General features: G+C 71.4%; 26 protein-coding genes and 2 pseudogenes. 15 read left to right on the top strand and 13 right to left on the bottom strand.

Annotated elements, in window-relative coordinates:
• Positions 1–38: 38 nt before the first annotated feature.
• The 3 genes from MOV08_RS35100 to cutA all read left to right on the top strand — a co-directional run bounded on the left by MOV08_RS35100 (position 39) and on the right by cutA (position 962).
• Positions 39–284 carry a hypothetical protein gene (locus MOV08_RS35100; protein WP_275310281.1) on the top strand — a complete coding sequence of 82 codons (246 nt, stop codon included), beginning with the start codon at positions 39–41 and terminating at the stop codon, positions 282–284.
• Positions 281–538: a hypothetical protein gene (locus MOV08_RS35095; protein WP_275310280.1), complete on the top strand. Its 258-nt coding sequence runs from the start codon at positions 281–283 to the stop codon at positions 536–538. Before MOV08_RS35100 ends, MOV08_RS35095 begins: the two co-directional genes overlap by 4 nt.
• Positions 539–635: 97 nt before the next feature.
• Positions 636–962, top strand: coding sequence for a divalent-cation tolerance protein CutA (gene cutA / locus MOV08_RS35090; protein WP_039638343.1), 327 nt, complete (start codon positions 636–638; stop codon positions 960–962).
• Here cutA and MOV08_RS35085 read toward each other — a convergent pair whose 3' ends face one another.
• Positions 963–2,651, bottom strand: coding sequence for a helix-turn-helix domain-containing protein (locus MOV08_RS35085; RefSeq protein WP_275310279.1), 1,689 nt, complete (start codon positions 2,649–2,651; stop codon positions 963–965).
• Here MOV08_RS35085 and MOV08_RS35080 point away from each other — a divergent pair.
• From MOV08_RS35080 to MOV08_RS35055, 6 genes and pseudogenes are all read left to right on the top strand, one after another.
• Positions 2,562–2,915, top strand: coding sequence for an ATP-binding protein (locus tag MOV08_RS35080; protein ID WP_275310278.1), 354 nt, complete (start codon positions 2,562–2,564; stop codon positions 2,913–2,915). The genes MOV08_RS35085 and MOV08_RS35080 overlap by 90 nt on opposite strands.
• Positions 2,912–3,454 carry a DUF6624 domain-containing protein gene (locus MOV08_RS35075; protein WP_275310277.1) on the top strand — a complete coding sequence of 181 codons (543 nt, stop codon included), beginning with the start codon at positions 2,912–2,914 and terminating at the stop codon, positions 3,452–3,454. Before MOV08_RS35080 ends, MOV08_RS35075 begins: the two co-directional genes overlap by 4 nt.
• Positions 3,455–3,632: 178 nt before the next feature.
• Positions 3,633–4,757: a hypothetical protein gene (locus MOV08_RS35070; RefSeq protein ID WP_275310276.1), complete on the top strand. Its 1,125-nt coding sequence runs from the start codon at positions 3,633–3,635 to the stop codon at positions 4,755–4,757.
• Positions 4,754–5,107, top strand: coding sequence for an ASCH domain-containing protein (locus MOV08_RS35065; protein ID WP_039638339.1), 354 nt, complete (start codon positions 4,754–4,756; stop codon positions 5,105–5,107). The genes MOV08_RS35070 and MOV08_RS35065 overlap by 4 nt, the downstream gene beginning before the upstream one ends.
• Positions 5,108–5,273: 166 nt before the next feature.
• Positions 5,274–5,384, top strand: a pseudogene (locus MOV08_RS35060) (glutathione peroxidase); the annotation flags it as partial.
• Between the two features lie 150 nt (positions 5,385–5,534).
• A complete protein-coding gene (locus MOV08_RS35055; RefSeq protein WP_275310275.1) occupies positions 5,535–7,130 on the top strand; it encodes a GAF domain-containing sensor histidine kinase in 1,596 nt (531 codons plus the stop codon).
• A 76-nt stretch (positions 7,131–7,206) separates the two neighbouring features.
• Here MOV08_RS35055 and MOV08_RS35050 read toward each other — a convergent pair.
• A pseudogene (locus MOV08_RS35050) lies at positions 7,207–7,662 on the bottom strand (ATP-grasp domain-containing protein); the annotation flags it as partial.
• A 171-nt stretch (positions 7,663–7,833) separates the two neighbouring features.
• Here MOV08_RS35050 and MOV08_RS35045 point away from each other — a divergent pair.
• Together MOV08_RS35045 and lnt are read left to right on the top strand one after the other, a co-directional pair.
• On the top strand, positions 7,834–9,834 hold the full coding sequence (locus MOV08_RS35045) for an ABC transporter ATP-binding protein (protein WP_275310274.1): 2,001 nt from the start codon (positions 7,834–7,836) through the stop codon (positions 9,832–9,834).
• 197 nt (positions 9,835–10,031) lie between these two features.
• Positions 10,032–11,588, top strand: a complete 1,557-nt coding sequence (lnt, locus tag MOV08_RS35040) for an apolipoprotein N-acyltransferase (protein ID WP_275310273.1) — start codon at positions 10,032–10,034, stop codon at positions 11,586–11,588.
• 149 nt (positions 11,589–11,737) lie between these two features.
• Here lnt and MOV08_RS35035 read toward each other — a convergent pair whose 3' ends face one another.
• Together MOV08_RS35035 and MOV08_RS35030 are read right to left on the bottom strand one after the other, a co-directional pair.
• Entirely contained in the window at positions 11,738–12,652 is a 915-nt protein-coding gene (locus MOV08_RS35035; RefSeq protein ID WP_275310272.1) for a Gfo/Idh/MocA family protein, read from the bottom strand.
• Positions 12,653–12,724: 72 nt separating this feature from the next.
• Positions 12,725–13,936 (bottom strand): FAD-dependent monooxygenase, encoded by a 1,212-nt coding sequence (locus MOV08_RS35030; RefSeq protein ID WP_275310271.1) that lies wholly within the window; start codon positions 13,934–13,936, stop codon positions 12,725–12,727.
• Between the two features lie 212 nt (positions 13,937–14,148).
• Between MOV08_RS35030 and MOV08_RS35025 the strand changes: the two genes are divergently transcribed.
• Positions 14,149–14,766, top strand: a complete 618-nt coding sequence (locus MOV08_RS35025; protein ID WP_275310270.1) for a TetR/AcrR family transcriptional regulator — start codon at positions 14,149–14,151, stop codon at positions 14,764–14,766.
• 23 nt (positions 14,767–14,789) lie between these two features.
• Here the strand turns inward: MOV08_RS35025 and MOV08_RS35020 are convergent, their stop codons facing one another.
• The 7 genes from MOV08_RS35020 to MOV08_RS34990 all read right to left on the bottom strand — a co-directional run bounded on the left by MOV08_RS35020 (position 14,790) and on the right by MOV08_RS34990 (position 20,317).
• Positions 14,790–15,359 (bottom strand): hypothetical protein, encoded by a 570-nt coding sequence (locus tag MOV08_RS35020; protein WP_275311999.1) that lies wholly within the window; start codon positions 15,357–15,359, stop codon positions 14,790–14,792.
• A 71-nt stretch (positions 15,360–15,430) separates the two neighbouring features.
• Positions 15,431–16,144, bottom strand: a complete 714-nt coding sequence (locus tag MOV08_RS35015) for a uracil-DNA glycosylase (protein ID WP_275310269.1) — start codon at positions 16,142–16,144, stop codon at positions 15,431–15,433.
• A gap of 67 nt (positions 16,145–16,211) precedes the next feature.
• Positions 16,212–17,177 (bottom strand): aldo/keto reductase, encoded by a 966-nt coding sequence (locus MOV08_RS35010; RefSeq protein ID WP_039638332.1) that lies wholly within the window; start codon positions 17,175–17,177, stop codon positions 16,212–16,214.
• A gap of 137 nt (positions 17,178–17,314) precedes the next feature.
• Entirely contained in the window at positions 17,315–18,085 is a 771-nt protein-coding gene (locus MOV08_RS35005) for an SDR family oxidoreductase (RefSeq protein WP_039638331.1), read from the bottom strand.
• A gap of 43 nt (positions 18,086–18,128) precedes the next feature.
• Positions 18,129–18,890, bottom strand: coding sequence for a 3-oxoacyl-ACP reductase FabG (gene fabG / locus MOV08_RS35000; protein WP_039638330.1), 762 nt, complete (start codon positions 18,888–18,890; stop codon positions 18,129–18,131).
• A 213-nt stretch (positions 18,891–19,103) separates the two neighbouring features.
• Positions 19,104–19,499 (bottom strand): DUF3037 domain-containing protein, encoded by a 396-nt coding sequence (locus MOV08_RS34995; protein WP_039638329.1) that lies wholly within the window; start codon positions 19,497–19,499, stop codon positions 19,104–19,106.
• Positions 19,496–20,317, bottom strand: a complete 822-nt coding sequence (locus MOV08_RS34990; RefSeq protein ID WP_039638327.1) for a HipA family kinase — start codon at positions 20,315–20,317, stop codon at positions 19,496–19,498. The genes MOV08_RS34995 and MOV08_RS34990 overlap by 4 nt, the downstream gene beginning before the upstream one ends.
• Positions 20,318–21,296: 979 nt before the next feature.
• Between MOV08_RS34990 and MOV08_RS34985 the strand changes: the two genes are divergently transcribed.
• Positions 21,297–22,109, top strand: a complete 813-nt coding sequence (locus MOV08_RS34985) for a glycoside hydrolase family 26 protein (RefSeq protein ID WP_275310268.1) — start codon at positions 21,297–21,299, stop codon at positions 22,107–22,109.
• A gap of 128 nt (positions 22,110–22,237) precedes the next feature.
• Here the strand turns inward: MOV08_RS34985 and MOV08_RS34980 are convergent, their stop codons facing one another.
• The gene (locus tag MOV08_RS34980) at positions 22,238–22,939 is read right to left on the bottom strand and encodes a metal-dependent hydrolase (RefSeq protein WP_039638324.1); all 702 of its coding nucleotides are present in this window, start codon (positions 22,937–22,939) and stop codon (positions 22,238–22,240) included.
• Positions 22,940–23,127: 188 nt separating this feature from the next.
• The gene (locus MOV08_RS34975; protein WP_275310267.1) at positions 23,128–23,631 is read right to left on the bottom strand and encodes an LURP-one-related/scramblase family protein; all 504 of its coding nucleotides are present in this window, start codon (positions 23,629–23,631) and stop codon (positions 23,128–23,130) included.
• 412 nt (positions 23,632–24,043) lie between these two features.
• Between MOV08_RS34975 and MOV08_RS34970 the strand changes: the two genes are divergently transcribed.
• Together MOV08_RS34970 and MOV08_RS34965 are read left to right on the top strand one after the other, a co-directional pair.
• Positions 24,044–24,673, top strand: coding sequence for a hypothetical protein (locus MOV08_RS34970; RefSeq protein WP_275310266.1), 630 nt, complete (start codon positions 24,044–24,046; stop codon positions 24,671–24,673).
• 415 nt (positions 24,674–25,088) lie between these two features.
• Positions 25,089–25,436, top strand: a complete 348-nt coding sequence (locus tag MOV08_RS34965; RefSeq protein ID WP_275310265.1) for a hypothetical protein — start codon at positions 25,089–25,091, stop codon at positions 25,434–25,436.
• Positions 25,437–25,461 lie beyond the last annotated feature (25 nt).

The following is a 25,461-nucleotide window of genomic DNA, read 5'->3' as shown; positions in this document are numbered from 1 at the left end:
GGGCCCCTGCCCCCATCTCTAGAACGAGGTACACCCCCATGACCGACGCCACCCGGCGCACCATCCGCACCGTCGTGCAGACCACCGTCGCCCTCGCCGTACTACTCCCCGCCATCGTCGACGCCTCCGGCATCCCCGCATCCCTGCCCTGGGTCGCCGGATCCCTCGCCGTCGCCGGTGGCCTGGCCCGCGTGATGGCTCTGCCCGGCGTGCAGGCGCTACTCCCCGGCTGGCTGCGCACCGCGCCGCCCGGCCACACCAAGGACACCGGAGGTGACGTGTGACCGACCACGACCCCGGCGACGTCGCCCTCGAACTCGAACGGCTCCGCGGCGCCGTCGAGGCCGGGTTCGCCCGCGTCGACGGCGCCCTCGCCCTCGTCGTCCAACGCTCCGACCAAACCGACCGACGCCTCGCCGACCTCGACAACCGGCTCGACGCCGTCGAACGCCGACGGTGGCCGCTGACCAGCATCGCCGCCCTGGTCGGCGTCGTCGGCCTGTTCATGACCGTCTGGCAAGCCACCGCAGCCCGCTGACCAGCCACGCCCCGCCGCCGGCCCTAGGCCGGTGGCGGGGCGCCCTTTGCGTTCTGCGATACGGTCGGCGGCGACCATGCCGATATGAGGGGGCACCGTGGCCGACGCCGAATTCCTCGCTGTACTGACCACCACGGACAGCGAAGAGCGCGCACAGAACCTTGCCGCTACCGCTGTCGAGGCACGCCTCGCCGCGTGCGCGCAGATCGACGGACCGATCAAAAGCGTGTATCAGTGGCAGGGAAACATCGAGACGGACGCCGAATGGCGCGTTCTCTACAAGACGACCGCCGCCCGGTACGCCGATCTGGAGAAGCACATCAAGGCCGTGCACACCTACGACACACCGGAGATCATCGCGACCCCGATCACGGGCGGCAGTAACGAGTACCTGTCCTGGTTGCGTGCTGAGACCGCAAGCTGATCAGGCCAACGAGACCCGTAGTTCGTCGTGCAGTTGCCGCGCCGTGTTGTTTCCGGCCGGCAACTGCGCGGCGAGCGCAACAAGCCTCTGTCGACCCAGAGTTGCCTCGGCCCGCTGTGTGACCTTGAGTGCGAGGCGAGCCACCTCGACGCCTCTCTCGATCTGCCCCTGTAGGACGTATGCCGTCGCAACGTCGCCAAGGATGACCGCGCGCACCTTCGCATCTTCGGGCGTAAGCGCGTCGAGCGCGGCCCGACTCACCTCAGCCAACTCGGGATGGTTCATCCTCGCGTAGGTAGCCACCGTCATGCTGTCGAGCCGAGCCCGCGAGAAGAAGCGCACCCACGGTTGTTCCGCCTCTGGTTGAGCGTAGTCGAAGACAGCGTGCGCTCGATCGATGGCCCGCAGGGCCCCGTCGTAGTCGCCGGCACTCGCTCGCTCCTCCGCTTCCCGTGCGGCGATCCAAGCACGTGCCGTCGCACACCCCTTGCCTCGCACGTGATATTGAGCAGCGGCCAACAGTTCAGCAGCCTGTCGTGGATCGTCCATGGCGTAGCTCTCGTAGGCCATAACGAGGGCGGTTACGGGCTGTTGTTCCGCTTCCTTGGCAGCGTCCCTCGCCACTCCGTAGAAGTGGGCGGCATGTTCGGTGTTCCCGAGGTCGTAAGCCACCCACCCCGCCAGGGCAGCAGCCTCCCCCGCGGTCGCGGTAAGCGCTCTCCCCTGTTGCGTCGACGAGCTGATCAGCCAAGACAGGGTGTCAACATGCCCGACCAGACGCTCGTACAACTTGCTTGCTGGCATGACAGTCTCGGCTTCGAAGAAGTAGGCCGAGCGTTCCGCCATGGCCTGACTGGTCGTTGAGTCGGCTCTGCCCCTACCGCTCAGGGCGTGGGCAAGTCGGCCCCAAGGTTCGGCCGCGATCCCCGCCCCCACTGCGGCGGCGCCCATGAACTTTCGCCGTCTCACTGGGTCGTCCTCCCGTCGGTCGGCATCCCCCACGAACAGGGGATCGTCACTGTCAACGGTATGACGTGAATCCACCCTGCGGGCGGCGCGCCTACGAGCCCGGCTAACGCGTGTGGCCGAGTCGAGGAGTGCAACGTCAACGCCGAAGACCTGGGCAAGAACCGAACGTGTGAACGGCGTCGGCATGCGCTTGCCGTTCTCGTAACGGCTGATGTCCTGCGCGCTCTTTGTGCAGGTCACCTCAATCTCTCCGCACCGCTTCGCGATCTCCGCCTGAGTCTCGCCGCTCTCAGAACGTAAGCGCCGCAGCAGTTCTTCGATGCCTTCCTCGTTACGCACCGGCCGCTCCCGCAATCGTTTCTGGCCTACATACTGGCCCACAAAATGGCTTCCCTGCTGGCTGATCCATCGAAGCAACGGCTCAGCTTGGCTTGAGGTATGCCGCCACCCATCGTTGAACTTCCGGCAGCGCCGGCTCTGGGCTCCACGGCAAGACCTGCTGCCGACGGTCCCTCTCAACCGCTGCCGCTTCCCGCCGTGGATCGCAGGAAGCACGAACGCGGCCTTCCACTCATGCACGCCGCTTACAAAAGTACGCCCGCGCACGTCCGGGTCGCTCGAAACGATGCCTTGCAGACGTTGCGCCGGTCCGGGTTGGCGCATCGGTTGCATGACGTTCGACTGCTGGTGAGCGAAGTCGTCACTAACGCCGTTCAGCACACCCGTAGCCCCAGTTTCACGGTCACCGTGCGCATGACCCACAACGAGGTGATCGTCGCCGTGGGCGACGCTTCGCCTGAGGTTCCACTGCGCCACCGACCCCAAACCGGCGACGAACACGGCCGCGGGCTGGTGCTCCTCGACCTGCTCGCCGACGCATGGGGCGTGGACATCACCGACCACGGCACCAAGGTCGTGTGGTGCTGCCTAAACCTCACCACCGCGGCCGGCCATCCCTCGCCCACTCAGGAGACGGCACCATGAGCGCCCCTGGCCCCACTCATCCAGAAATCGCCCGCGCGTTGCTCGACCTCAAGCGGAGGCACCAAGAGGCGCGCGAGCATGCGGATCTCCGCGACGATGACGAGTCGTTTGCCCGCCTCGCCTGGGCCGAGGACAGGGGTACCGAAACTCTCAAGCTGATCGTTGCCGTGTATGGCTGGCCTGGCCACACGCTTGCCGGCGAGAACGGCGCCGATGCGGCCTGGTGGCTCGCCCACCACTCCGATGACGTCACCTTTCAAGAGGAGGCACTCGAACTCCTTCAGGAGGCCGTAGTCGCGGGCGAGGCCACCCGACGGCAACTGGCGTTCCTAACCGACCGTGTCCGAGTTCGGTACAACCGTCCACAGCTTTACGGAACGGCCTTCGCCCTCGACGTCGACAGCATCGAGCCATACGGAGTTGAGGACCCCGACCGCCTCGACGAACGACGCGCTGAAATGGGCCTCGAACCATTCGACGAATGGCAACAGTTGGTACGCAACCACTTTCCGTTGCGCCCTCGGAACACCGAATCGTAACCACCAGGAACGGGCCGTCCCGAAGTGGGACAGGCCCCGGGCCGACTCGCCGGGATCGAGCGTACAAGGCCCGTCCTCGGATCAGTCGGCCTTGAGAATCCGGCCCGGCCCCGCACTGGTCGCGGCACACCTGCCGCTCCGCGGCACCGTCCCGCTCATCTACGGAGGGGAAGACAAGGTGACCATGTACCCCGTATCGCCAAACACGGTCCTCGCAAACGCTCTCAGCCATGCCGAGGACGTGCTCACGCCCCGAGTCCTCGCCGCCGCGCCCGAACGGGTCGTGTTCGTCGTAGGGACACAGATCAACGGGGCCCCGCACATTGGCACTTCTCTCGTGCAATCCCTCACTTTCGCCGCCGCCGCCCGCATCCGGGACAAGTTCGGCGTACCAGCCGAAGTCCAGTTCGGCGCCCTCGATAACGCGCCGTACGCCGTCGTCACCGACCACGGGACCGGCCACCGCTACCAGCGAGCCTACGTGCACGCCTTCGGCGAACAGGGGATCGTCGGCCTGGTCGACAAGCTGTATCGCCCCCTGTTCGCCGCCCTGTCCGAGCGGCTGCATGTCCCGTACACCGTCGAGACGTACAGCCAACAGCAGGCCGGCGAGCACTTCCGCCGTACGTGGCTGCGAGTGCTGCCCCACATGGACGCCGCACGCTGGTGGCTCGCGCCGTCCTCGGGGGTGGCGCACATCCGGGTCCCGTGCCCACAGCCAGATTGCGGCTGGGCCGAGAAACATGCCGAGCGCACCCGTGTCCAACACATCAGCGCGGAACAGGCGACCGTTTCGGCTGTCTGCCTGCACCACGGCACGTACGACGTCACCATCGATCCGGCCGGCAAGGAGTACCTCGACCTTGCCACGCTCTACCGCAACCTGATCAAGGAACTCGCCGCTGCCGGCGCGACCGACACCCTGTACGTGATGGTCAAGGGTGGCGACTGGGTGTTCGGCTGTCAGCTAGTCGACGGTGCTGTAGGCGCCTTACAGGCCACCGGATTTACCTGCGGGCCGTTGCCCGCGCGCTTGTTCTGCCCGATGATCCTCAGCGACACCGGCGCGAAGCTGTCCAAGTCCCTCATCAGGGAAGGGCGCGCGGCCTTGCCCGAGGGCGCCGCCCCTTGGATGCTCGACACTCGGGAGTGGCCCGGATCGCTACCCGAGTACGTCGACCGACTGCTCCACATGGCCGAGGTCGTTCTTTCCGACCCTCGCCACTTCTTCCGTTCGTACTCCGCCGGCGAACTCAGCCGGATGATGACCGCACCAGCAGCTAGGAGCGTTCCCGCCCCATGACGGAAACCGCCGCTCGCCTCCACGAGCTGAACCTGTACCGCCGGTACTTCGATCTCGTCGCCGCCGGAGAGAAGACGATTGAGGTCCGGGTCAAGTACCCGCGCCTCGCCGATCTCCACGCGGGCGACGTGATCCGATTCCGGATCAAGGGCACCGAGGAAACGGTCGACGCCGCGGTGAAGCGCGTCACGGAGTACCCGAACTTCGAGGCCCTGCTCGACAGCGAGGGGCCCAGCAGCGTCAACCCAACGGCGAGCCGCGAGCAGCAGCTTGCCAACATCAGGAACATCTACCCGCCGGAAAAGGAAGCCCTCGGCGCTCTCGCAATCGAGATCGAACTCGTCGAGTAGCCCTCGTACACGGCCAGGAACAAGCAGCGCCCCCGACGGATTCAATCCGCGAGGGCGCTTCGCTGTCTCCTTCCTCGGCTGCCGGAAGCCAAGGTGCCTGCGCGACGCTAGGCTTCCGGAGCCGTGTCGGCCGTCGTAGGGGCGGTGTTCATCGGAGAAGAAACCCGAGAAGTTCCTGATCGACCACACCGGCGCGGTGGCCGGCCGCTTCCGGCCGCGGACGGAGCCCGAGGCGGCGGAGCTGGTCGCGGCGATCGAGGCGGCGCTGCCGGCCTGATCCGCGGCGTCCAGGGCCAGGTCGGGGTTGCGGCACCGCTCCGGCCCGGGTGGGACCGTAAGCGCCCCGATGTCGCCCTTCCGGGCGATTTAGACTGGTCGGAGCCGTATCGTTTCTGCACCCTGCCGCACCAGCTCAGAAGTCGTCTCCATGCCGCATTCGCCGCCGTTCTCCGAACCCGCCGACCCGCACGAAGGTGCCGGGGTCGAGGGCTCGGCGGCGGTGCTCGCCGAGCGGACCGCGCAGAGCCTGCGGCATCTGGCCGGCGGCCCGCTGACCCGGCTGCCGCAGCTGCTGGAGGCGATGGTCGCCATCGGCTCCGACCTCGACGTGCACCGGGTGCTGCACCGGATCGCCGAGACCGCCGCATCGCTGACCGGCGCCCGCTATGCGGCCGTGGAGGTGCTGGACGAGGACGGCGACGGGCTGCGCGACCTGATCACCCACGGCACCCCGCCCGAGGGCCGGCCGGCCGCCCCGTTCGCCCTCCGGGTGCCGATCAAGGTGCGGGGCGAGCTGTTCGGGAGCCTCTTCCTGGCCGGGCAGCCGGACGGCGCGGCGGCCGGTCAGGGTGCGGCGCCCGGTGCGGAGGCGGGGCGGTTCAGCGAGGTGGATCTGCATCTGGTGCGGGTGCTGGCCACCGAGGCCGGGATCGCGATGGGCAACGCCCGGATGCACGCCGCGGCCCGGCAGCGCCGGCGCTGGATCGACGGGGCGGCGTCGGTGACCACGGCGCTGCTGGCCGGCCCGGAGACCGGCTCCGCCACGGAGCACGCGCTGACGGTGGTGGCCGAGAAGGGCCGGGAGCTGGCCGAGGCGGCGACCGGGGCGGTGCTGCTGCCGCAGGCCGACGGCGCCATGGAGGTGGTGGCGATCTCCACGGTGCTGCCCGAGTCGGTGCGGGCGGAGACGTACGGCGGCACGATCCCGCCGGAGAGCCCGGTCCTGCACCAGATCCTCGCCGGGCTGGCGGTCTTCTCCGACGACTTCGCCGGGGACCCGCGCTCGATCTCCCCGCTGTCGCGCCACTACGGGCCGACGATGCTGTTGCCGTTGCACAGCGGCGGCCGGGTGTTGGGCGCGCTGGCCCTGTGCCGGGCCAGCGGCGACACCCGCTTCACGCATCTGGAGCGGACCCTGGGCACCCAGTTCGCGTCCCAGGCGGCGCTGGCGCTCGTGCTGGCCGACCGCCACCGCGACCGGGAGCGGCTCGCGGTCTACGAGGACCGGGACCGGATCGCCCGCGATCTGCACGACCTGGTGATCCAGCGGCTGTTCGCCACCGGGATGCTGCTGGAGAGCGCCCAGCGCACGGCCGTCCTCCCGGAGGTCAAGGGGGACGTGGGGCGGGCGGTGGACGAGTTGGACGCGACGATCCAGGAGATCCGCACCGCGATCATCGCGCTCCAGCAGGGGCCGCCGGAGGCGCCGGCCGGGCCGCGCACCCGGATCCTGCGGGAGGCCGGCGCGGCCACCGCGGTGCTGGGCACCCGGCCGTCGGTGCACTTCGTCGGGCCGGTGGACGCGCGGGTCGGCGCGGAGTGCGCCCGGGCGCTGGTCGCCGCGGTGGGGCGGGCGTTGGCGGAGGTGGCCCGGACGGCGACCTCGGCCCAGGTCGTGGTGGACGCCACGGTCACGCTGGCCGACGGCCGGGAGGGCGTGCGACTGACGGTGACCGGTGAGGGGGAGGGCGAGGACGACGGCCCGGCCGCGCCGGTGGTCTGGGAGGGGCCCCTCCAGCCGTAGGTCGTCTCACCCGGCGCGGCGGACGAAAAACGGCAGGTCGCGCGAGGCCAGCCGGGGCCGTGGTCCGGCGGCCCGGCGGCCCGGCGGCCCGCAGGACGGTGTCCAGTGACGCCTCAGGGTCGGCGGCGTAACACCCGCTCGCCCAGGCCGCGTTGGCCTCGACGACCGCCCAACGGCCGTCGGTGCGGCCGACGTCGACGACGATCGCGGAGGGCAGCGTCGAGCCGTGACGGGCGAGGAGTTCGGCGCCGAAGGCCGCCGCGTCGGGATCGAGCGGCCCGGGGGCGAGGCGGCCGTCCTCGGCGTACCGGCCGCCGGTGCGGACCTCGCCGTCCAGGACGTACAGCCGGTGCTCGACGCTGAAGGCGACGATGCCGGAGACCAGGACGACGGTGCCGGGATCGACCGCGTCGGGGCCGGGCAGCCGCGAGCCGTCGGCGTAGACCATGGCCCGGATGCCCTTGTCGTTGGGGGACTTGACGAAAGCCGGACGGCGCAGGGCGCGGGCGTCGCGGATCGGCAGGGCGCGGATGCGGCCATCGTCGCGGCGGCCCGGTGGGGCGAACGGGGCGCGGTGCGGGTAGCCCCACGGGGTGACGGTGCGGGAATCCCTTGACCTCAAGATTGGTTTAGGTTCTAGGTTCTTTCATGTCGCCGGTCACGCACGGCGATCCCGTGACGACCCGGCAATCAGGAGGCCGCGATGGACATGGAAGTCACCGCCTGGCATTCGCTGCACAGCACGATGACCGCACAACAGGGCAAGCGCCGCCTCTCCCGGGGCACGCTGCGCCGGATCGCGGCCTTCGCCCGCCCGCACCGCCGGATGCTGGTGTGGTTCCTGGTGCTGAGCACCGTCACCGCGCTGCTCGCGGTGGCCACCCCGCTGCTCGCCGGACGCGTGGTGGACGCGATCGTCGGCCGCACCTCGCCCGGACTGGTCCTGGGCCTGTCCGGGCTGATCGCGGCGATCGCCGTCGCCGAGGCGGGGCTGGGGCTGCTGACCCGCCGGCTGTCGGCGGGCATCGGCGAGGGGCTCATCCTCGACCTGCGCACCACCGTCTACGACCACGTCCAGCGGATGCCGATCGCCTTCTTCACCCGCACCCGCACCGGAGCGCTGGTCAGCCGGCTCAACAACGATGTGATCGGCGCCCAGCGGGCGTTCAGCGACACCCTGTCCGGAGTGGTCAGCAACATCGTCACCCTGCTGCTCACGCTCGGCGTGATGCTCAGCCTCTCGTGGCAGATCACGCTGATCGCCCTGGTGCTGCTGCCGGTGTTCGTGCTGCCCGCCCGGCTGGTCGGCCGACGGCTGGCGGCGCTGCGCCGGGAGGGCGCCGACCACAACGCCGCGATGGGCACCCAGATGACCGAGCGGTTCTCCGCGCCCGGCGCCACCCTCGTGAAGCTGATGGGCCGCCCGGCGCGGGAGTCCGCGGAGTTCGCCGCCCGGGCCCGCCGGGTGCGCGACATCGGCGTCCGCTCGGCGATGGTGCAGACGTACTTCGTCACCGCGCTCACCCTGGTCTCCGCGCTGGCGCTGGCCGTGGTCTACGGGCTGGGCGGGTTCCTGGCGCTGCGCGGGCAGCTGGAGCCGGGCGCGATCGTCTCGCTGGCCCTGCTGCTCACCCGGCTCTACGCCCCGCTGACCGCGCTGTCCGGCGCCCACATCGAGGTGATGAGCGCGCTCGTCAGCTTCGAGCGGGTCTTCGAGGTGCTGGACCTCAAGCCGCTGATCACCGAGCGGCCGGACGCCCGTCCGGTGCCCACCGGCCCGGTGTCGGTGGAGTTCGACGCGGTGCGCTTCGGCTACCCGTCCGCCGACAAGGTGTCGCTGGCCTCCCTGGAGGAGGTCGCCACGCTCGACACCCGGGGCGGCGAGGAGGTCCTGCACGACGTCTCCTTCCGCGCCGAGCCGGGCCAGATGGTGGCCCTGGTCGGCTCCTCGGGCGCCGGCAAGTCGACCATCGCCCAGCTGCTGCCGCGGCTGTACGACGCGGACTCCGGCGCGGTGCGGCTGGGCGGGGTGGACGTCCGGGACCTGACCGCCTCCTCGCTGCGCGACGCCCTGGGCATGGTCACCCAGGACGGTCACCTCTTCCACGAGTCCATCCGGGAGAACCTGCTGCTGGCCAACCCCGAGGCGGCCGAGGAGGAGCTGTGGGACGCGCTGCGCCGGGCCCGCCTGGACGCGTTGATCGCCTCGCTGCCCGACGGCCTGGACACCGTCGTCGGCGAGCGCGGCTACCGGCTCTCCGGCGGCGAGCGGCAGCGGCTGACCATCGCCCGGCTGCTGCTGGCCCACCCCCGGGTGGTGATCCTGGACGAGGCCACCGCCCACCTGGACAACACCTCGGAGGCGGCCGTCCAGGAGGCGCTCACCGAGGCGCTGGACGGGCGGACCGCGCTGGTGATCGCCCACCGGCTGTCGACCGTGCGGGCCGCCGACCTGATCCTGGTCGTCGAGGGCGGGCGGATCGTCGAGCGGGGAACGCACGAGACGCTGCTGGCGGCCGACGGCCGGTACGCCGAGCTGTACCGGACCCAGTTCGCCGGCGGACCGTCCGGGGCGGCGGACAGCCCGGCCCCGGCGGACGTGACAGACACGGTGGACGTGACGGAGGCGGTGGACGCGGTGGCCGCCGGCGCCGCGCCGGGCGACACCCCGGAGCTGTCCACCGCACCCTCGCTGGTGAACTGACGACGCCCGCCACCCGGCCGGCGACGGGCCCCCGTCCCCTTGGGCGGGGGCCCCGGCGTGCGCCTCACGGGAGCGGCGGTCCGGGTGCACGAGAAGTGGCGGGAGCCCGGGAGGGCTGACAACCCTTGAGCGTGGCAAGAGATATCGACGGGACACAGCGGCACACGCTGGGGCAGGCACGGCGACAGGGAGCCCGTATGGACATACCGCTCGGCCACCGGACGCGAGGGGCCGGCTCCCTCTGGATGCGCGGTCCGGCCGCCGCGCTCGCCGGCGCGCTGCCCGCCCTCGCCTTCCCTGAGCCCTCGTGGTGGTGGCTGGCCTATGTCGCGCTGGTGCCGTGGCTGCTGTTGCTGCGCGCGGCACCGACCGCTCGACGGGCGGCGCTGTACGGCTGGCTGGGCGGTGCCGGGTTCATGCTGGCGGTGCACCACTGGCTGCTGCCGAGCCTGCACGTCTTCATCCTGGTGCTGGCGCTGCTACTCGGTGCGCTGTGGGCACCCTGGGGGATGCTGGTGCGGGCGCTGCTGGGCGGGGCGCCCGGCCCGGGGCGGGCCGCCGCCGCACTGGTACTGCTGCCGTCCGGCTGGCTGATGGTCGAACTGGTCCGGTCCTGGGAGTACTTGGGCGGGCCCTGGGGACTGCTGGGCGCCAGCCAGTGGCAGGTACCGCCCGCGCTGCGCCTGGCCTCGCTCGGCGGGGTGTGGCTGGTGAGCCTGCTCATCGTGGCGGTGAACACCGCGCTGGCGGGGCTGCTCGCCGTCCCGGCCGCCCGGCGGCCCGCCGTCGCCGGTCTGCTGGTGTGCGCGCTGGCCGGCACCGCGGTCTGGCTGTGGGCACCGCTCCCCCGGCCCGCCGGGACGGTCCGGATCGCGGTCGTCCAGCCCGGCCCCGACGGCACGCCCACCCAGCGGCTGGCCCGCAGCGAGGCGCTCACCGGCGCGCTGGCGGGCCGCGGGGTGCGCCTGGTCGTCTGGGGCGAGAGCAGCCTCTACCAGGACCCGGCGGACCACCCGGCGCTCGCCGCCCGGCTGGCCGCGCTGTCCCGGCGCACCGGCGCCGACCTGCTGGTGAACGCCGACGCGCCGGACTCCGGCAGGACCGGCATCTCCAAGAGCGCGGTGCTCATCGGCCCGCAGGGCCTGACCGGGGACCGGTACGCCAAGATGCGGCTGGTGCCGTTCGGCGAGTACATACCGGCCCGGTCCGTGCTGGGCTGGGCGACGAAGGTGGGCAAGGCCGCCACCAGCGACCGGCGGCGCGGCACCCACCAGGTGGTGATGCCGGTGCCCGCCGCGGCCGGACTGCGGGTCGGGCCGCTGGTGTGCTTCGAGACGGCCTTCCCGGACATGAGCCGCCATCTGGCCGCGGACGGGGCGCAGGTGCTGGTCGCCCAGTCCTCGACGGCGACGTTCCAGGACAGCTGGGCGCCGGCCCAGCACGCCTCGCTGGGGGCACTGCGCGCCGCGGAGACCTGGCGCCCGATGGTGCACGCCACGCTCACCGGGGTCAGCGCGGTGTACGGCCCGCGGGGCGAGCGGATCGGCGAGCGGCTGGGCACCGACCGCAGCGCGGCGGCCGTCTACGACCTGCCGCTGGCCCGGGGCACCAGCCCGTACACCCGGTGGGGCGACTGGGCCCTGTACGGGGCGGTCGCCGCACTGCTCGCCCACGGTCTGGTCGCGGTGGTGCGGGCCGGTGGACGGCGGCGCGGCGCCGGTCGCTCCGGGGGCGTCGGTGCTAGGCGCTTCTGACGGATCTCCGTGGAGGAAGGAGCGGCGCCTGGTGCGTGCGATCGCAAGGCGCCGGGATGTCTTCATAGCGGAGCTATGGGGACATGTCGGCAACGCAGCGAGCGTGCGTGCCAGACGCCGCGACGCCGCGGAGATCCGTCAGAAGCGCCCTAGCCCCGGGCGGCGGCCTGTGCGAGGGCGTCGGTGATCACGCGTTCGCACAGCTCGTGCGTGCGCAGCGCGTCCCGGGCCGACGACACGCGCCCGGCCCGGACGCCGTCCAGGAAGGCCAGCACGATCTGCTCGATGCCGCGCTGACGGGCCACCGGTTCCCAGTCGCCGCGGCGCCGGACGCTCGGCCGCCCCTGGTGGTCGACGACCTCGGCGAGGTTGACGACCTGGCGCCGGGCGTCCTGGCCAGACACGTCCAGCACCTCCTCGGCGGAGCCGCTGCGGCGGTTCATGGTGCCGAGGGCGGTGAACCCGTCGCCGGACAGCTGGAGCACCACCTGGTCCATCAGCCCGTCCCGGATCCGGGCCCGGACGTCGATGTGCTCGATCTCCCCGGGCGCGAGGAAGCGCAGCGTGTCGACGACGTGGATGAAGTCGTCGAGGACCAGCGTGCGGGGGTCCTCGGGCATCCCGGTGCGGTTCTTCTGGAGCAGGATCAGCTCGCGGGGGTGCTCCCGGCACTCGGCGTATCCGGGGGCGAAGCGGCGGTTGAAGCCGACGGCCAGGCCCACCCCGCGCTGTTCGGCGAGGTCGACGATCCGCCGGGTGTCGGCGAGCTCGTAGGCGATCGGCTTGTCCACGTAGGTCGGCACCCCGGCCTCGATCAACCGGGTCACGAGCTCCGGGTGGGCGATCGTCGCGGCGTGCACGAAGACGGCATCCGGGCCGGCGGCGAGCAGCGCGTCCAGGTCGGAGTGGAGCTGCCGCCCGGTCAGCCGGTAGGCGTCACCGGCCTGTTGCAGGGCCGCCGGATTGCGGGTCTGGAGGTGCAGCTCGATGCCGGGCAGCGTGCCGAGTACGGGGAGGTACGCCTTCCGTGCGATGTCTCCGAGTCCGATGCAGCCGACCTTCACGCGATGTCTCCCTTGGTTCCGCGGTCCCGGTGCCCAGGCCCTGGGGATCTTCGGGCAACCGGTCCCCGCAGCTTACGGGGCGCCCGGCGGCCGCCAGTCGGCGATCCCGTCCAGGCCGCGCAGCGCGAGGTCGGGCGCCAGGCGGGCGGTGGCCGCGACCAGGGCGCCGCGCAGGGCGCAGGCGGGCCGGGACCGCCAGGTGGAGAGCCGGCCGATGCGTCCGGACCGGCGGACCACGGCCATGGTGCGGGGCAGCCGCTGCCGGGTGTACGCGGCGAGCGCGGCGGCCAGCGGCGCGTCCGGGCCGGCCTCGTGGGCGAGGACGACGGCGTCCTCGACGGCCTGGCAGCCGCCCTGGCCGAGGTTGGGCGTCATCGGGTGCACCGCGTCGCCGAGCAGCGCGACCCGACCGCGGTGGAAGGCGGGCGGTGGGGCCGCCGCGGCGTACACGTCGTTGCGGAGCACGGCGGCCGGGTCGGCGGCGGCCAACAGCTGCGGGACGGGCCGGTGCCAGTGCCCGAAGCGGCGCTGCAGTTCGGCCCGTCGGTCGCCGCCGGCCCGGTCGCCGCCGGGCGGGACGGCCGCGGTGGCGTACGCGTAGATCCGCCCGTCGTGCAGCGGCAGGGTGCCCCACAGGCCGCCGGGTCCCCAGGTCTCGTGTGCGGTGCCGGGGTCGGCGAGCCCGGCGGCGTCGGCGGCGGACACCACGAAGCGCCAGGCGGTGAAGCCGGCGTAGCGGGGCGCGGGGTGGGCGGGGAAGAGCGCCCGGCGGGTGGCGGAGCGGATGCCGTCGGCGGCGACGACGAGGTCGGCGGTCAGCTCCTGCGGGGCGCCGTCCGGGCCGGTGGTCCGCACCCGGGCGGGCCGGTCCTCGCGCAGCGGATCGCCGGGGTCCACGAGGGCGGCCGGGGCGCCGGTGCGGACCGCGTCGCCGGGCAGCCGGCCGGCGAGCAGGGCGATCACGTCGGCGCGGTGGGCGAGCACCACCGGGCCGCCGTACCGCCGCACGGCCGCGGCGTTGTCCGTGCGGGCCAGCAGTCGTCCGTCGGGGCGGCGGATCTCGCCGGCCAGCTGCCAGGAGGCCATGGCGCGGACCGCGTCGCCCACGTCCAGGGTGTCCAGTGCGCGCTGCGCGTTGGGGGCCAGTCCGATGCCGGCGCCCACCGGTTCCAGGGCGGCGGCCCGTTCCAGGACGGTCACCCGCCAGCCCCGCCGGTCCAGGGCCACCGCTGCGGTGAGCCCGCCGATCCCGCCGCCGATCACGAGCGCGGTGCGCTGCGGCATGGCGCCGCCTCCCTCCCTCTGCCGGGTGACGACGCGTGCGGCGCAGGGCCGCGCGTCCCCCGGTGTGACTACACCTGTAGTTCCGAATGCCTCAGAGACTACACCTGTAGTTGAACGGGCGGGCGACGCACCACGGCCGCGGTCCGGCGCCGCGGTCCGGCACCGCACTACGGCCGTAGTCAGCCCTGGCCCGTCCCGCTAGGCTCACCTGCATGAACGCCCGCACGACCACCGCTTCCCCGCCCCCGATCCCCCGGCACCGGCTGATCGCCGACACCGCCCTGGACCTGCTCGCGGAGCGCGGGATGCGAGGGCTGACACACCGCGCCGTCGACGAGGCGGCCGGGCTGCCGCAGGGCTCCACCTCGAACCTCGCGCGGACCCGGGCGGCGCTGCTGGCAGCGGCGGTGACGCGGCTGGCCGAACGCGAGGCGGCGGTGCTGGCACCACGGGAGATGCCGGGCGTCGCGGACCCGGAAGCCGCCGCCCCGGCGGCCCTCGCGGACGCGCTCGCGCTCGCCCTGCACCGCTATCTGTCGCACCACCGCGGGCTGCTGATCGCCCGTTACGAGCTGGCGCTGGAGGCCACCCGCCGGCCGGAGCTGCGGGAGGTGTACGACCGGGCCGGCCGCGCCTTCCGGGAGCCGGTCCAGGCGCTGCTGGCGGCGGCCGGCTCCCCCGCGCCGGAGCGGCAGGCGCTGGCCCTGGTGGCCTGGTGCGACGGGGTGCTGTTCTCCTGCGTCGCGGGGCAGTTCCACGCCGCGGTGCCCACCCGGGACGCGCTGCGCACCTCGTGCGCGGAACTCCTCGACGGGATGCTGCGCGGCTGAGGTCCCGTACCGGGCCGAGCCTGCTATCGGGACGTCCCGGTCGCGCCCTCGATGCGCAGCTCCAGCCGCTGGATCGCCTCCGTGAGGCGGCGGCGGTACTCGCCGTCGGCCAGGGCGCGGACCGAGGCGCGGGCCCGCCGGAGCTGGGCGCGGGCGTCGGCCGGCCGGTCGAGTCCGGCGTAGTCGGCGGCGAGGTTGAGGTGGAGCGCGGGGAAGAACGCCCGCAGCGCGGCGAGGGGGTGGCGGGGGCCCGGGCCGCCCGGGCCGCCCGCTTCGCCCGCTGCCCCGGTCCGCACGGGCCGCTCGGTGACGAAGCCCTCCGCCTCCTCCAGGGCGCGCAGGTCCCAGTCCAGTGCGTCCCGGGGGTCGTCCTGGGTGTCGGCCATGTAGTGCGCGAGGGCGCAGCGGTGGAAGGCGTCGCCGCGCGGCCCGATCTCGTGCCACAGCGCGGCGAGGCGGTTGCGGGCCTCCTCGCGGTCGCCGGCGCGGTGCAGCATGATCGCCTGGCCGATCCGGGTCAGTACCCCGTCGTCGTGCTCCGCCTCACGGCGCTGCTCCACCACCGCGCACTCCCCGTCCTCGCTCGCCGCCAGCACTGGCTCCCCCCGACGCTAACCGCCGGAGGGAAGGTCCGCGCGGTGTGCGCGACGCGAGGGTTGGCCGGTCAGCCCAGGTCGGGGATCCGCCAGTCGATCGCGGTGTGCCCCTGGGCGGCGATCGCCTCGTTGATCTGGGTGAAGGGGCGGGAGCCGAAGAACTTCTTCGCGGACAGCGGGGAGGGGTGCGCGCCCTGGACCACCGCGTGCCGCTCGTCGTCGATCAGCGGCAGCTTCTTCTTGGCGTAGTTGCCCCACAGGACGAAGACGGCCGGATCCGGGCGGTTCGCGACGGCGCGGATCACCGCGTCGGTGACCTTCTCCCAGCCCTTGCCCTTGTGCGAGTTGGCCTCGCCCTCGCGGACCGTGAGGACGGCGTTCAGCAGCAGGACGCCCTGCTGGGCCCAGGGCATCAGATAGCCGTTGTCCGGAATCGGGTGGCCGAGCTCCTCCTTCATCTCCTTGTAGATGTTGCGCAGCGACGGCGGCGTCTTGACACCCGGCTGCACGGAGAAGCACAGGCCGTGGCCCTGGCCTGCGCCGTGGTACGGGTCCTGGCCGAGGATGAGCACCTTGACCTGGTCGAAGGGCGTGGCCTCCAGCGCCGCGAAGACCTGCTCGCGCGGCGGATAGACCCCTCCGCCCGCCCGCTCCTGCTCGACGAAGTCAATCAGCTCCTTGAAGTAGGGCTTCTCCAACTCCTCGCCCAGGGCCCCGCGCCAGGACTCGGGCAGCATGTCGGTGACCACGTCAACAACCTCCGGTGTGCGTTCCGTTCTCATCGAGAGAACCTACCGGCGACCACTGACAGTGCCCGCCACGGGCCGCACGGCAGGATCCCCCGGCCCCTCACGCGGTGTCCAGCCGGGCCCGCTGGTACGGGTCCAGGACGAGGTCCAGCGCGGCCAGGCACTCGTCGAGCTGGGCCACGGAACTGACCCCGAGCACCGGCACCACCGGCACCGCGCCACCCATCAGCCACGCCAGCACCACCTGGTTCGCGGTGGCCCCGCACTCCGCCGCCACCTCCGCCAGCACCCGCGTGCGGATCACCGTCCCGGGGTGGTCGTAGCGGTCCGGGAGCGGCCGGTCCGCGCGGGTGTAGGCGCCCTCCACCAGGGGCGAGTAGCCGAGCAGGGTCAGATCGGGGTGCGCCGCCGCGTAGTCGAGGAGTTCCTCGTCGGTCTCCCGCTGGAGGCCGGTCGGCGACTCGGGGCGCGGCCGCAGATAGGTGTGCCGCTGCTGTACGGCGCGGAAGCCGGGCAGTCCGCGGGCGGCGGCGTGCTGCCGGGCCTCGGCCAGCCGCCAGGTCGCGTGGTTGCTGGCCCCCAGGGTGCCGACCCGGCCGTCCCGGACGAACCCGGCCAGCGTCTCGACGGTCTCCGCGAGCGGGACGGTGCGGTCCTCGATGTGCGCGTAGTAGAGGTCCACCCGGTCCGTGCCCAGGCGGCGCAGGCTGCCGTCGAGGGCGGTGCGGAGCGCGCCGGCGCCCAGGCCCTCGGCGTTGGCGGGCCAGCGGGGCCCGCGGGCCGGGTCGGGCCGGGCGCCGGCCTTGGTGGCCAGCACCGTGCGGTCCGCCGCGCGGCGGCTGCGCAGCCAGCGCCCGAGCACCCGCTCGCTCTCGTCACCGGTCGCGCCGGGCACCCAGCAGGCGTAGTTGTTCGCGGTGTCGACGAAGGTGCCGCCGGCCTCGGCGAAGCGGTCCAGGAGGGCGAACGCGGTCCGCTCGTCGACCGTGGTGCCGAACGGCATGGCCCCCAGGCACAGGGCGCTGATCCGCGGTCCGTCGCCGCCGCCGAGCGTGCGGTGGTGCATGGCATCTCTCCCTGACAGGTCCCTCGACACACGTGGTGCCGGCCCCTCGTCGGGACCGGCACCACGGACTCTGCCTCTTGGAGCGCACACGAAGGCAAGCCCGGTGGGGGACCGCCCGCTCCGGCGGCCCCCGGGCGTCACACCCCGGCGTTCAGGAACAGCCCGCCGTCCACGACGAGCGTCTGCCCGGTGACCCAGCCGGCCGCGTCGGACAACAGGAAGGCCGCGGCCCCGCCGATGTCCTCCGGGACGCCCAGCCGCCCCATCGGGTAGCCGGCCGCCGCCTCCTCCTCGCGGTTCTCGTAGAGCGCCGCGGCGAACTTGGTCTTGATCACCGCGGGGGCGATGGAGTTGACCCGCACCACCGGCGCGAACTCGTGGGCCAGCTGGAGGGTGAGGTTCACCATCGCCGCCTTGCTGATCCCGTAGGCGCCGATGAACGGCGAGGGCGCGACCCCGGCGATCGAGGCGATGTTGACGATCGCGCCGCCGTTGTCCTTCTGCCAGGCGTGCCAGGTGCGTTGGGCGAAGCCCAGCGCCGAGACGACGTTGGTCTCGAAGACCTTGCGCGCCACGTTGAGGTCGAGGTCGGCGATCGGGCCGAACACCGGGTTCGTCCCGGCGTTGTTGACCAGGTAGTCGACCCGTCCGAAGGTCTCCATGGCCCGCTCGACGGCGGTGGCCTGGTGCGCCTCGTCGTGCGCCTTGCCGGCGACGGGCAGCACCCGGTCGGCGCCGAGCTTCTCGGCGGCCTCCTTGAGGGACTCCTCGTTGCGTCCGGTGATGACGACCCGGTCGCCGCGGGCGACCAGGGCCTCGGCGATGCCGTACCCGATGCCGCGGCTGCCCCCGGTGATCAGGGCCACCTTGCCGGAGGGCTCGGGGAACCCGCTGTCCTGCTCTGTCATATCGCGTTCTCCTGCTCGTGTGCTCCTGCGGTCGGTCCGGCGGTCAGCACAGCGGGCCGCCGGCGACGTACAGGACCTGGCCGGAGACGAACCCGGCCGCGTCGCCGGTGAAGAAGGCGATGGCGTTGGCGATGTCGTCGGGGTTGCCGACCCGCTGCACCGGGATCTGGGTGGCCGCCGCGGTCTTGAAGTCGTCGAAGTCCATCCCGACGCGCGCGGCGGTGGCGGCGGTCATGTCGGTGGCGATGAAGCCGGGGGCGACGGCGTTCGCGGTGACGCCGAACTTGCCGAGTTCGATGGCGAGGGTCTTGGTGAAGCCCTGGAGACCGGCCTTGGCCGCCGAGTAGTTGACCTGGCCGCGGTTGCCGAGCGCCGAGCTGGAGGAGAGGTTGACGATCCGCCCGAACTTGGCGTCCACCATGTGCTTCTGACAGGCCCTCGACATCAGGAACGCACCGCGCAGGTGCACGTTCATGACGGTGTCCCAGTCGCTGTCGCTCATCTTGAACAGCAGGTTGTCGCGGAGCACGCCCGCGTTGTTGACGAGGACGGTCGGCGCGCCGAGCTCCGCCGCGACCCGCTCGACGGCGGCCGCCACCTGGTCGCTGTCGGAGACGTCGCAGCCGATCGCGACGGCCTTGCCGCCGGCCGCGGTGATCTTCCCGACGGTCTCCTTGCAGGCCGCCTCGTCGAGGTCGAGTACGGCGACGGCGCGGCCCTCGGCGGCCAGGCGGACGGCGGTGGCCGCGCCGATGCCGCGGGCCGCGCCCGTCACGATGGCGACACGCTGCTCGGTGGTGGACATGCGGGTTCTCCTCACCCTCGATCGTCGAAACCTCGAACACCAGCGGTCGCCGTCGATCCAGGTGAGCAACCGCTTAGTAGCCTCAGCAGGGCTGACGCTAGAAGCCCGGCCACCCCCTGTCAACGCCCCACCACCGCGCACCCGCCCGCAGACGCCGAACGGGGCGGCCTCCCGAAGGAATCCCGCCCCGTCCACCGCGCCCTCGGCGCACCGTCACCGCACCAGCAGCTCCAGCAGCCGCTCCGCCTCCGCCGTGGGATCGGCGGTCAGACCGGTGTGCACCGGTCCCGGCTGGACGATCGTGCTGCGCGGCGCGATCAGCCAGCGGAAGCGCTGCCCCGGGTCCTCCCCGGCCGCCTGTCCGGCCCGCGCGCCGCCCTCGCAGATGCCCTCCACGGCACACAGCGCGGCCCGTACGCCGGCCACGTCCACCGTGGGATCCAGCGCCAGCAGCCGGGCCTCGTCCAGGTGCGTACGGGCCTCGACGAACCGCTGCGCACGGCAGTACACCACCACCCCCGCGTTGATCATCTCCCCGCGCTCGACCCGGGGTACGACCTTCAGCAGCGCGTACTCGAAGACGTCGCGCCCGTTGTACATTCCGCTCACTTCACGGCCCTCCGCGGCAACTTGCCCGCCAGCCACTCCGGTGCCTGCGAGGGCCTGTCCTTCGTCGGCTCCCCGATGGTGATGTGCTCGCTGACGGTCCGGGCACGGTCCAGCAGCGTGCGAACATACGCCCCGCGCAGCTCGTCCGGCGAGTCGAAGCCGGGCTCGCCGTCCAGCCACTCGTCCGGCACGTCCGCGGCGATCTCGGTGAGCAGGTCCTCGGTGATCCGCGGCGCGAACTCCTCGGCCGCGGCCGCCACATCCGGCCCGAACGTGGCCAGCGCGTGGTCGGAGGCGTTGTAGGGCCGGGCCGAAGCCTTCTGTGCGGTCGGCCAGTTGTGGTGCCAGATCATCGCCGCGCCGTGGTCGATCAACCACAGCTCGCCGTGCCACACCAACAGGTTGGGATTGCGCCAGGACCGGTCCACGTTGTTGATCAGCGCGTCGAACCACACCACCCGGCCGGCCTCGCGCGCGCTCACCTCGAAGGCGAGCGGGTCGAACCCCAACGAACCGGGGAGGTAGTCCATCCCCAGGTTCAGCCCCCCACTGGCCTTCAGCAGTGCCTGGACCTCCTGGTCCGGCTCGCTCAGCCCGATGACCGGATCCAGCTGCATCCGCACCAGCTCCGGCACCCGCAGCCCGAGCCGCCGCCCGAGCTCCCCGCAGATGACCTCCGCGACCAGCGTCTTACGACCCTGTCCCGCGCCGGTGAATTTCATGATGTAGGTCCCGAGATCGTCCCCCTCGACGAGCCCGGGAAGCGACCCACCCTCACGCAGGGGCGTGACATAGCGGGTCGCAATCACCTCTCTCAACGCTTTCTCAGGCCCCACGGGTCACTTTCCTTAGAGTTAACAACCAGGTTCAAGGAGGCGCTCACCTCGAAATCGCCCCGATCGGCCCTGGGGAGAATCTGGGGAGAATCGACTGGCGCACAGATCGCCCCTCTCGCCCCGGTAGCCCGTCAACGGCGGTTCGACCTTTGCTTCCGGCCTCCGGCATGAAGTGAGCATAGTAACCGAGCGTGATCACCGGGGAGGAGTGCCCGAACCACCGCGGCAGTCGCCACGGCCTCCCCCACCTCCGACAGGGGAAAGGCACAGGCGTGCCGCCGTACGTGGAACCCGCCCTTCGGCGCCGCCTGCCACTGCCACGACCTCGCCCCCCTCGGGGCGAGGCGGGATGCCCCCCGCTTCGGCCGGTGCCGGCTTCCAGGTGTAGGTGCTCCACGTATTCGCGGCCACCGCGTTGCCGAAACGCGTGGGGAGGGGGAGGGAGCCTGCCTGCACTGCCCGTCCACCTCCGGCCGCTGTCGATGGCCGGTCAAGCGGCGCTGCTCAGCGGCGGTCCCGCGGACCGCGTGCTGGTGGCGACGACGTCGCCCTGTCTCGCCGACGGTGCGACTGCCGAGAGTGTGGAAGCGATTTCGAGCGCCACAAGGAATCCACAAAGAAGGCTGTCAGCCTGTGCTCTCCCGCGGCCTGGAAAGTGCGGCCGCGGAAGCTTCCATACGAGGTGAAGAAAGTTATGCGCGTGTCCCGGGTGTTCGGTTGCCGTCGCCGTGTGGCGTCCGCCGCCGCATCTCTCGCCGTGATCACAGCGGCGGTTACCGGCTGTTCAGGCCATAGCACCCCGAACGCCGCCGGGTCGGCACCGGTCGCCGCGGCGGCGCCGACCACTTCGGGTTCGTCCACGGCGGGGCCTTCCCCTTCGACCGGGGCGTCGTCGGGCGTACTGTTCGGCGGCGACGCCCAGTTGTCCGGTCTGCCACATCTCGGCCGGTCGCCGGCGATCGTGCGCACCTACGACACCATCGACACCGCCGGCGCGTTTCCCTCCACGGACGAGACCAGCGCCCTGCACTCCGGAGCCACCCTGCTGGCCAGCCTCGGCACAGGACACAACCGGGATTGGGCGTCGATCGCCGCAGGCACCTCGGACACCGAGGTGCTGAAATACCTGCGTGCGGTCAACACCGCCGCCACAACCCGCCACCTGAACGCCATCTACGTGTCGTTCAACCACGAACCCAACGCCAAGATCGACGCCGGGAAGGGAAGTCCGGCGCAGTACGTGGCGGCCTGGCGCCACGTGTACCAACTGGCCGCCGACGCACGCCTGAACGCCCAGACCGGTGGCCGACTGCGCTGGGTATGGATCCTCAACGCCAACGGCTTCGATCATCCGAGCACCGCCAACAGCTTCTGGCCGGGCGCCCGTACCGTGGACGTCGTCGGGGTCGACGGCTACGTGACCGGCAGTTGCTCGAAGAAGACGAGCGGCAACTACCTGGACCCGGCCAAGAACGCCACGAAGCCCGAGGCCGTCTTCGGCCCGGCGTTGAACTGGAGCACGGCCCACGCCGCGGGCAAGTCGGTCTTCATCCCGGAATGGGGCAGCGTCCCGTTCACCAACCCCGGCCTCCGCCCCTCGTTCATCCAGGCGATGACCCACTACGTGGTCGCCCATCCGCAGATCGGCGCCGTCATGTACTGGAACGACCACGCCCATCACGACTCCTGCGACTACACCCTCGACAAGGACCTCGCGTCACAGCGCGCCCTCGCCGCCATGGGTGCCCACGCCCACTTCCAAGCACACCCCTGACATCGGCCACAGCACCACGGCATCCGCGGGCGCACCCGGAACCAGCAGCCGTGCAGTCCGTCGCGGGCGGCCCGGAACCTGCCGATGGCGCAGGCTGCTGGGCGGTCCGACCGGCCAGTGGGGGAACGTCAGTTGAGGGGATGCGGCGCCAGCACGGTCAGCCAGAGCAGAACGATGGTGGCGGCGCCCATCAGCGGGGTGAGTATCTCGGTCTCCAGCTTGTTGCCGCTGCTCTTGATGAGGACTATTTCGTACCGGGTCTTGAGCGGCCACAGCCACGGTGCGCCGCGCTTGGTGAGGGAGTCGCCGATCAGATGCGCCAGGCAACCCAGACCGATGGCATACGGCAGCCAACCGGGCGCGGACGGAATGAACTTGTCGATGGCCGCAGTTCCCAGACCGGCCAGGGCCACGATGGTGCCCCACGCGTGGAAGCCGTGCCCGGGCGGACAGAGATTGAGCGCGCGCACGGCCATGGCCAGCAGGAAGAAGGTCATGACGAGGGTGAACGGCCGCCCCAGGTACGTGATTCCGGCCCAGCTGCCGACGGTCATCAGGGCGACGAAGAACAGGGAGTGCGTCGCATGCCGGTGTCCGCCGGAGATCCAACTGACGAACCGACAGAGCGTCTTGGAGACCGGGCCGAGGAAGTTGGCGATCGTCCCGTCGTGGTGATCCAGGTCGGGCAACAGTGCGGCGCCTGCGCACAGCACTGTGCCGATGAGGATCTCCTGCGGCGCCAGGTGCGTGTGCAGCACCAGCGGCGGCAGGTAGGGTGCGGTGCCCGCGAACAGCAGCGCGCCGCTCACGGCATGCGAATGACCCATCATGGTGAAGTTGTTCTCCCCCGATTCGGCGCCACGAGATCGGCGCGCGGATATGTCTGGCGCAGTGCTGTGTCCGGTGCACTGCTATGTCTGGTGCACTGCGGTGTCTGGTGCACTGCGGTGTCTGGTGCACTGCGGTGTCTGGTGCACTGCGGTGTGCGCACGGGTGCGTCCTGTGACGCGCCCAGCTGTCAGAGATTGGTGAGCCGTTCGCCCTTACGGTCCTCCAACGTGTGGTCCACACACACCGCCAGGACTATCAACAGCAGGGCGTCCGGCTCGCTCATCACATCGACCGCGTACGCGTCGCGAATGCTGAACCAGCGGCGCGAGATGCGCGCCAGGCACGTGCCGTCGTAGAGGATGTCGAATTCGCGGTCCCAGAAGCTGCCGACTATCCGCAGCCGTCGACCATCCGTCAGGCTGGCCTTGAAGCGGTCCCCGAAGAACCCGAAGGCCCGCTTGCTGATGCGGCCCACCAGCTCGCCGTTCTGCTTGATCAGGATGGTGTGATGGAGCGTCAGGGTCTTCTTGACGATGCTGGCGACCTGGTTGCCCTCGGTGTCCACGAAGTCGAACGTGGTCCGCAGACGGAACAGTTTGCGGTTGACCTTGAGCAGCTTCTCCCGATGCTCGGTCTCGACCCAGGCTTCTTCGTGGAAAGCCAGCATGCGATCGCGTACCAGGTAGCGCATGGAAAACCCCGTCCAGACCGTAACGTTCCCGAGCGGCGCGGCACCGCCGTGACGGACGCCCGTATGGAGAGGGGAAGAACCCCCGCCGGGATCATACTTGCACCCTTGCGCAAGCCAAGAACATCTCCCTCGCGTGAACCGGAAGACCGGGGATCCTCGTGCCGGCGCGTGCTCTCGCGCTGCTGTGCCGCCTGCCTCACCATCGCGACGTGATCGTCTCCGGCCGCCCCCTTGGGCGGAGAGCATCTGCCGTTGCACCCCGGCCGACGTCGCCCCTTCTTGACCTTCGCAGGTCACCCGCCGAACGGCGGTGAGCACGACGGCATGTGTGCTTAACCGGATGTATCAAGAAAATACAGAACACACCGTCAAGGTCCCTTTTATGCCGACTGCTGGTACTACGCTGGCGGCCGTGACCCCTGGGCTTGGCCTCCGCCTCTCACGTGCTGCGGTCTTCGCGGCGGTGTGTGTGGTGGCGTCGGCTCTGGGGCACGCGCTGATGTCCGGTCAGACCGTGCCCGTGCGGGTGGTGGCGTACGCGTTCGCCGCGACCGCGGTGGGCGCGTGGTGGCTCACCGGACGGGAGCGCGGTGCGCTCGTGGTCACCGGCTCCGCCGTGGCTGCGCAGTTCGTGCTGCACACGGCGTTCAGCCTGTCGCAGTCGCCGACGGCATCCGCAATGTCCGCACCGATGGCCGCGCACGACGGCATGGGTGGCATGGGCGGGATGGCCGGCTCCGTGGGCATGGCGGCCACCGGACACTCCTGGTCCCTCGGCATGGGGCTCGCGCATGGCCTGGCCGCGCTGGTCTGCGGGTTGTGGCTGTGGTGCGGTGAGGCGGCGGCGTTCCGCCTGGGCCGGTCGTTGGCCTCCTTCGTCTGCGCGCCGCTGCGGCGTGCTCGACGGTCATTCGCCTATGCCGGCCTGGCCTCCCCCGCACGTCCCGGGGCCGCTTACGGTCCCGTTCTGCGGCTGTGCGCTTGGCCGCTGCGATACGCCGTCCTCCGCAGGGGTCCGCCGGTACTTCCCGTCTGCCGCTGACCGCTCGTCCCCGCACGCGGGTCGACGAGCACATTGCCGACGTGCGCGGACGTCCGCGTGCCGGCTCAATGCCAGCTGACAGCTGGGGCAGCACCGGGACCACTGCCGGATCGAACCATCATTGCGGTTTCGATCGTCGAGTCTGGGATGGCGGCGGTAGCCGAAGGCCCAGAACCTTCAGGCCGGGAATGTTCGCCTGTTGCGCGCCATGGCGATTCCTCGGGGACTCGCATGGCGAAACCGTCTGTGGAGATCTTGGAAGGCGAATCGCCAGATGCCGAAATCGAGAAGAAGTATGCCGTCACCCACCTTCGCTCTGCGCCAGCTCAACCGTCATGGACTTCTCGCTCTGCGTTTGTCCCTCGGGACCGTCTACGTATGGTTCGGGGCCCTCAAGGCAGCTGACTGCACCCCCGTGGGCAAGCTCGTTCGCGACGCCGTGCCGTTCACCACCCCGGCCTGGTTCGTCTCCGCGGTCGGCATCCTGGAGATCGTCGTAGGTCTGTGGTTCCTGTCCGGACGTCGCCTCAAGTGGTTGCTGCCCCTGTTCGCCGCCCACATGTTCAGCACCTTCAGCGTTCTGGTCTTTCTCCCGGGAACCGCCTTCCAGCACGCCAACCCTTGGGAGCTGACCATGACTGGCGAATTCGTCGTCAAGAACCTCGTCCTGCTCAGTGCCGGGCTCTTCCTGTGCAGTCACCGGGACCCGTCACGGGGACCCGAGCACGAGATGAGGGCAGCCGTGCGCGCTCTCAGGGTGTGAACCACCCGGCTGACTTCCGCGCAGG

The organism is Streptomyces yunnanensis (assembly GCF_029011865.1).
GTDB classification, from domain to species: Bacteria; Actinomycetota; Actinomycetes; order Streptomycetales; family Streptomycetaceae; genus Streptomyces; species Streptomyces yunnanensis.
This window is presented reverse-complemented; position numbering and strand designations above follow the sequence as displayed.